The sequence below is a fragment of the Sphingomonas mucosissima genome (assembly GCF_002197665.1).
Taxonomy (GTDB): domain Bacteria; phylum Pseudomonadota; class Alphaproteobacteria; order Sphingomonadales; family Sphingomonadaceae; genus Sphingomonas; species Sphingomonas mucosissima.
On sequence record NZ_NBBJ01000011.1, the window covers coordinates 1 to 7,295 of the forward strand.

Consider the following 7,295-nt stretch of genomic DNA (forward strand, 5'->3'; position numbering starts at 1 on the left):
AACCGCGGGGGCGGCGGGCTGGCGGGCGGGCTTGGCGGCGTGCTGCTCGCGGCGCTGGGCGCGCCGGGGCGGGCGACCGGCGGGCCGGTATCGCCAGGGCGGCCCTTCTGGGTCGGGGAGCGCGGGCCCGAGCTGTTCGTGCCGACCGCCGCCGGATCGGTGCTGCCGACGCCGGGCAGCGGCGGTGGCCGTGAGGTGCGGGTGAACATCGCGATCAATGCGGCGCCCGAGGCGGCGCCCGCGGCGCTGGCGCGATCGAGCCGGCAGGTGGCGCGCGCGGTGAAGGCGGCGTTCGCGGACATGGAGGACTGACATGGCTTATTGCCTGGTGCCCGAGCGGCAGCCGCATCACGTCGCGGACGTGATCTCGCGGTTCGATCCGCGGTTCTGGACGATCAACTTTCCGCGGCCGATGATGGCGGCGGTGACGACGGGGGCGCCCGACGCGCTGCGGGTTGATTGCGTGTTTTACCGCAAGGATGATCTCGCCGGACTGATCTGGGAGGCGGAGGATCGCCACGATCACCCGCTGCTGGCCTATGACACGGAGCGGGATTTTCGCCGCTGCCAGCTATCGTTCCGCTGGCGATCCTCTGGCGTACGCGCGCTGGATGCCCTGCATGGCCCGACGCTGACGATCGAAGGGCGCGACGCGGATGGCGCGCCGCGATCCTGGTTCGTGCGGCTGTGGAACCATGCGCAGGGTACGCCCGAGGACGCGCTGGTGACGATCGACTTCGCGGAGGTGGTCGGCGGGTTCCTGCTGCCGGGGGAAGCCGATCCGGTGTGGGCGGGTGACGTGGACCGCATGTTCCTCTCGCTGGTGGCGCCCGACTATGACGCTAGCGACACGATGCTCGATGCGCCGGTGGAGGGGTGGGCGGAGCTGAGCGACATCCGCTGCACGGGCGCGGGATCGGTGATCGGCATTGGCGACGCGGTGCTGCCCGAACATGCGCTGCGCATCGCGAGCGGGTATGACGACAGCTACCACCTGACGCCCGCACGGCTCCTGCGCAACGTGCTTCACCTCGGCTATCGCGGGGCGATCGTCCATTATGTCGGCATGAGCCATTATTTCCGGCTCGACCGCGATTTGAAGGTGACGGGCGGGCTGAACCTGCCGTGCCGGGCGTGGCACCGGTCCTTTGCGGAGGAGGCGAAGGCGCTGGGCCAGGATGTGATCTGGTCCCTCTCCTACGAATTGTTTGACGCGCATTGCCCGGAGGAGTGGAAGCAGCGGCGGGCGGATGGCGCGCCGGCGCTGACCGGCTGGGAACCGCCCTCGACCTTGCTGTCGCCGGCCAATGGCGCGGCGATGGCGTATCTGCAGGGAATCGCGCGGGCGTTCACGGCGATCGACGAGGCGGCGGGGCTGTCGCCCAGGTTCCAGGTCGGCGAGCCCTGGTGGTGGGTAACGGCGGAGGGGCAGCCGTGCCTGTACGATGCGGAGGCGGTGGCGGCGTTCGATCCGGTGCCGGTGGCGACGCTTCATGCGCCGCTTTCCGCCGCTCAGCGCGCGACGCTGGATGCGGCGGGGGCGATGCTGGCGGCTTCAACGGCGGCCTTGTGCGCGGCGGTGCGGGCGGATCAGCCGGAGTGCGAGACGCACCTGCTGACTTACCTGCCAACCGTGCTCGACCAGCGCGCGCCCGAAGCGAAAAGGATGAACATGCCGCTGGGCTGGGCGAGCCCGGCGTTCGATGTGCTCCAACTGGAGGATTACGATTGGGTCACAGCGGGTGATGCAGCCTCGACGCGCGATGGCGTTGCCTTGGCGGAGGCGCGGCTGGGCTATCCGCCCGAGCGGCAGGATTACCTGTCGGGTTTCGTGCTGCGGCCGAGCGAGCGCGCGCAGTGGCACGAGATCGATGCAGCGGCGCTGACGGCGCTCAGCCGCGGGGTGCGCGGCGTTCACGTCTGGGCGCTGCCGCAAGTGATGCGCGACGGCTTCGTGCACTGGGGTTCCCTGAATCGAGAGGAGGATGCGGTGGAGGCGTTCGACGACGTGCTGTTTCCGCTGGCGCTGGGCGCCGAGGCGGAAGTGACGCCGGAATTTTCTACGGCGGTGGTGACGGGGGCGGGCGGGCGCGAGAGTCGCAACGCGAGCTGGGCGGAGGCGCGCACCCGCTATGATGTCGGTCCGGGCGTGCGCAGCGAAGCGGATATCGCCGCGCTGATCGATTTCTATCGGGCGCAGCGCGGGCCGGCGCGGGCGTTTCGCCTGCGCGATCCGTTCGACGCCGCAGCGACCGGCGCGGTGATCGGGACGGGCGACGGCAGCAACCGCCGGTTCGCGCTGGTGAAACATTATGGCGCGGCATCGCGGCGGATCACTCGGCCAGTGGCGGGGACGTTGGCCGTCACGGTGGATGGTGCGGCGACACAAGGATTTTCGCTGGAGCTGCTGGGCGTGGTGGTGCTGGACGTGGCGCCCGCCGCGGGGGCCACGGTCACGGCGAGCTTCGCCTTTGACGTGCCGGTGCGCTTTGCCGAGGATCGGCTGACCGTGTCGCGGGCGACGTTCCTGGCGGGGGCAGCGCCCTCCGTGCCGCTGGTCGAGGTGCGCGAGGGATGAGCGACCGGCTGACGACGCTGGCGCTGCTCTGGACGCTGGAGCGGCGCGACGGGGTTACGATCGGGCTCACCGATCATGATCGCGACCTGCTGATCGAGGGGAGACGCTATCGCGCGGCGCCGGGCATGACGCCGGCCGCGATCGAGCGCAGCGACGGGCTGGACGCCGCCGTGACGGAAGCGAGCGGCGCGTTGACGCACGCGACGGTGACCGAAACGGACCTGATCGCCGGGCGCTGGGACGGGGCGCGGATCACCGTTGCGGTGGTCGATTGGGAAGCCGCGGGGCCGCCGAGCGTGCTGAGCGGCGGTACGATCGGCGAGATCGAGATCGATGCGGCTGGCTTCACAGCGCAGCTGCGCGGGCCAGCCGCCGCGCTCGACCGCGCTGTCACCGAGGAGACCAGCGCGGAATGCCGCGCCATGCTGGGGGATCACCGCTGCCGCGTGCCGATATCGGGGCGACGACGCCGCGCGCGTGTGGTGGAGGTGAACGGTGCCGCGGTGACGCTGGATGCGCAAGAGCCGGTTGCCGATGCTTATGGCGGCGGGCGGCTGCGCTGGCTGAGCGGCGAGGGATGCGGGCTGGAAAGTGCGATCAGCCAGTCGGCCGGTGCCGTGGTGACGCTGTGTGCGCCGCCGACCTTTGCCACGGCGGCGGGCGCGCTGGTTGAGATCAGCGAGGGGTGCGACAAGACGGTGGCGACTTGCGCGGCGCGGTTCGGCAATGTCGCGAATTTTCGCGGCGAGCCATATCTGCCCGGCATCGACCTGCTGACGCGATATCCCGGCGGATGAGCGCCGGTGAGCGAGTGGCGGCGGCGGCGCGGGGCATCGTCGGCGCCCGGTTTCGGCTGCAGGGGCGCGATCCGGCGACCGGGCTCGACTGCGTCGGCGTGGTAGCCGTGGCGCTGAAAGCGGGCGGCCATGAGGGGCCGATCCCGAGCGGCTATGACCTGCGGTGCGGCGATGCCGCGCGCTACCGATCATGCTGGGCAGGCTTGGCACCCGCGGACGGCGAGCGGCCCGGAGACGTGCTGCTGTGTGTCGCGGGGCCGCGCCAGCTGCATCTCGCCGTCCGTACGTCGGCCGGCTTCGTTCATGCGGATGCGGGGCTGCGGCGCGTAGTGGAGCGGCCGGAGGCGCTGCCGTGGCCGCTGCTGATGGCTTGGCGATTGGCAAGCGGGCGATTGGGGGAAAGTTGATGGCAACTCTGGTGCTGACAACCGTTGGCGGGCTGGTGGGTGGCCCGATCGGTGCCGCGCTGGGCGGGGTGATCGGGCAGGCAGTCGATCGCAACCTCTTGTTCAAGCCCAAGGGGCGGCAGGGGCCGCGCCTAGCCGAACTGGCGGTGCAGACGTCAAGCTATGGCCGGCCGATCCCGCAGCTGTTCGGGCGGATGCGCGTGGCAGGCCAAGTGATCTGGGCGACCGATCTGGTGGAGCATCGGCAGCGGCAGGGCGGCGGCAAGGGACAGCCGAGCATGACCAGCTTTTCCTATTCCGCCAGCTTCGCGGTGGCGCTTTCCGCCCGGCCCATCCTTGGTGTGGGCCGGATCTGGGCCGACGGGAACCTGCTGCGCGGGGCGGCCGGCGATTGGAAGGTGGCGACGGGCTTTCGCCTGTATCGCGGCGATGAGCAGCAGGCGCCCGACCCGCTGATCGCCAGCGCCGAAGGGCTGGATCAGGCACCCGCGCACCGCGGGCTGGCCTATGTGGTGTTCGAGGATTTGCCGCTGGAGCAGTTCGGCAACCGGATCCCCTCACTCACCTTTGAGGTGATCGCCGATCCGCAGCCGGTGTCGGTGGGCAGTATCGCGCGCGCGCTGTCCCGAGGCGCATTGCTGGGCGCGGGGCCGCCGCAGCTGCTTGATGGCTTTTCCGCTTACGGTGACAGCGCGCGCGGCGTGATCGAGACCCTGGCCGACGTGTCGGGCGCCTGGTTCACCCCGCATGGTCATGCGATGGCGATGAAGGCGGAAGCGGTGCCGACGCGCACCGTTGCGGACGACGGGCGCCTGCGGCGCATGGCGCCAGCCGGGCGCGTGCCCCGATCCATGCTGGTGTCTCACTATGACCCGGCGCGGGATTGGCAAACGGGCGCGCAACGCGCGGTTCGGCACGGCCCCGGTGAAGCGGGGGTGAGCATCGATCTTCCCGCTGCCATGTCCGCTTCCGCAGCGAAAACGATTGCTAGCGCCATGCTGGACCGCGTGGACAAAGCGCGCACGCGCCGCCAGCTGACGCTCGACGCGCCGGCGATCGACATCGCTCCCGGCACGGTAGTGGCGATCGATGGCGAGGCGCAGCACGGCGCCTGGCGGGTGGTGGCCGTCGCGATCGAGCGGTTTCGGGTGACGCTGGACCTCATCGCCCTGGCGGCGCCAGCGATCCCGGCGCGTGCCAGTGGCGGACGGGTGCTGCGCGCGCCCGATGCTCCTGCCGGGCGCACCATCCTCCACGCCGTGGAACTTCCCGACCTCTCCGGTGCGATCGCGACGCGCCCGCAGCTGACCATCGTGGCTGCGGGCCAGGCGCCGGGATGGCGCCGCGCCGCCGTGCTCTACAGCCTTGATGATGGCGCGAGCTGGATTTCGATTGGCGCGACCCATGCGCCCGGCGTGATCGGAACGGTCTCGGGAGCGATCGGCTGTGCGCCGGACACCTTGCTCGACCGCCGTCACGCGATCGATGTCGACCTGCCTCATTCGGGCATGATCCTGACCGGTGCGGATGCGGCGGCGCTGGACCGCGGTGCCAATTTGGCGGCCATCGGCGACGAGCTGGTGCAATATGGGCGGGCGGAGCAGATCGGCAGCCTCCGCTGGCGGCTGACGGAGCTTCGCCGGGGGTGTCTGGGAACCTCTGCCGCGCCCGTGCCAAGCGGCTGCCGCTTCGTGTTGCTCGAGGGTAACAGTGTTGTAACAGTCCCTATGGATGCGTCCATTGGGCAGCGCATCCTGGTGATGGCGAATGGCGTCGGCGACGCTGGGCCGGTCGAGGTGGTCTGCGTGCTTTCGGGCCGGTCTGTGCTTCCCCCGGCGCCGGTGCGGCTTGCCGCGCGGATCATCGGCGATGCCGTGCAGTGCACATGGCGTCGCCGCAGCCGGGCTGACTGGCGCTGGCGCGATGGCGTGCCTGCTGCGCTGGTCGAGGAGCGCGAGGCCTATCGTGTGACGATCACCGCGCCAGGCCGCACGCTGATGCTGGAGACGGATGTGCCCTTTGCGACGGTGCCGCTCACCGCCATTGGTGATGGCCCTGGGCAGGTGACCGTGCAGCAAGTCGGCACGCATGGCCTCTCGGCCGCCGCGACACTGAACTTCTGACGGGAGATGCCTGATGATTGAGACCATGAGTGGGGATGCCACGCCCCGTTTGCGCCTGCCGTTGCTGCACGCTGGCCAGGCGCAGAAGGAATTGGATCACAACGAGGCGCTGGCGCTGCTCGACTTCGCCGTTCAGCCCGCTGTGATGGCCATGGGGCTCGACGCCCCGCCGCCGCAGCCGGGCGAAGGGGAATGCTGGATCGTGGGCGCCCATCCTACGGGAGAATGGTCCGGCCGGGCGCTTTCGCTGGCAGGCTGGACGGCAAACGGATGGCGGTTCCTGGACCCTCGCAACGGCATGACGGTGTGGCGGACCGAGGATGGCCTGATGGCGCGATATACGGAGGGCTCATGGCGGATCGGCGAAGTGCACGCGTCCAAGGTCCTGATCGAAGGAAACGCCATGCTGACCGCCCCTCAGCCCCCGATCGCCGACACCGCAGGCGGTGCCACGATCGACCGGGAAGCACGCGAAGCGATTGAAGCTGTGCTGGAAACTCTCCGTGTTCACGGTTTGATCCGAACATAAAAAGTGTGTTTTCTGCGCAACAGTTGCTTCTTTTTGTCATCTTGCGCGGAAACCATCCTTTCGATAGTGAGTTTGCGCTGTCCGTAGTGACATTATGGAAAGGGGATTATTATGCGGAAGCTTGCCGTAGTACTGGCGCTCGCTTCTACCGCTCTCGCCTCGCCTGCACTTGCCCGCGACAACGCGTGGTACGTCGGCGCCGAGTTCGGTGGAATGATCGTTGAAGACATCGAGTTCGACATCACCGGGACCCAGTCGGGTCGCGGCACGATCGACCATGATTATGGTTTCGATGGCGATGGTGTGGTTGGTTACGACTTCGGCGGCTTCCGCCTCGAAGCCGAAGTTGCCTACAAGCAGGCGAGCGTCGACAGCTACACCTCGACCGTCGTTGTTCCCGCCGGCACCGGCGCAGGCGTTGTGAACGTTGCTCCTGGCACGTTTGATGGCGCAGGCGGCCGTTCGACGGCGCTGAGCTTCATGGTCAACGGTATGCTCGATTTCGGCGACGATGACGGCATCCAGGGCTTCATCGGCGGTGGTGCCGGTGTGGCGCGTATCAAGAACCGTGTCGCGATCAACCAGCGCGGCAGCTTCTTGAACGACTCGGACACCGTGTTCGCATGGCAGGGCATCGCGGGCGTTCGCGCACCGCTGACCGAGAACATCGACGCGACGCTGAAGTATCGCTTCTTCAACGCCAGCAATGTCGAGCTGGTCGACTTCTCGAACCGCGCCTACGAGGGCCGGTTCCGGTCGCACAGCATCCTCGGCGGTGGTGCCGGTGTGGCGCGTATCAAGAACCGTGTCGCGATCAACCAGCGCGGCAGCTTCTTGAACGACTCGGACACCGTGTTCGCA

6 protein-coding genes and 1 pseudogene are annotated in these 7,295 nt (G+C 68.9%); all 7 read left to right on the forward strand.

Annotated features, from left to right (window positions below):
• Nucleotides 1-312, forward strand: a pseudogene (locus SPMU_RS16480) (tail tape measure protein); the annotation flags it as partial.
• Nucleotide 313: 1 nt separating this feature from the next.
• Nucleotides 314-2,578, forward strand: a complete 2,265-nt coding sequence (locus SPMU_RS16485; protein WP_088335470.1) for a DUF2460 domain-containing protein — start codon at nucleotides 314-316, stop codon at nucleotides 2,576-2,578.
• Entirely contained in the window at nucleotides 2,575-3,375 is an 801-nt protein-coding gene (locus SPMU_RS16490) for a DUF2163 domain-containing protein (protein ID WP_088335472.1), read from the forward strand. Before SPMU_RS16485 ends, SPMU_RS16490 begins: the two co-directional genes overlap by 4 nt.
• Nucleotides 3,372-3,782: a hypothetical protein gene (locus SPMU_RS16495; protein WP_088335474.1), complete on the forward strand. Its 411-nt coding sequence runs from the start codon at nucleotides 3,372-3,374 to the stop codon at nucleotides 3,780-3,782. The genes SPMU_RS16490 and SPMU_RS16495 overlap by 4 nt, the downstream gene beginning before the upstream one ends.
• Nucleotides 3,782-5,905, forward strand: coding sequence for a phage tail protein (locus tag SPMU_RS16500; protein WP_088335476.1), 2,124 nt, complete (start codon nucleotides 3,782-3,784; stop codon nucleotides 5,903-5,905). Before SPMU_RS16495 ends, SPMU_RS16500 begins: the two co-directional genes overlap by 1 nt.
• 13 nt (nucleotides 5,906-5,918) lie before the next feature.
• Nucleotides 5,919-6,434: a DUF2793 domain-containing protein gene (locus SPMU_RS16505; protein WP_245833464.1), complete on the forward strand. Its 516-nt coding sequence runs from the start codon at nucleotides 5,919-5,921 to the stop codon at nucleotides 6,432-6,434.
• A gap of 111 nt (nucleotides 6,435-6,545) precedes the next feature.
• Nucleotides 6,546-7,295 (forward strand): outer membrane protein (locus tag SPMU_RS16510; RefSeq protein WP_140418512.1); only part of this gene is annotated, 750 nt, incomplete at its 3' end.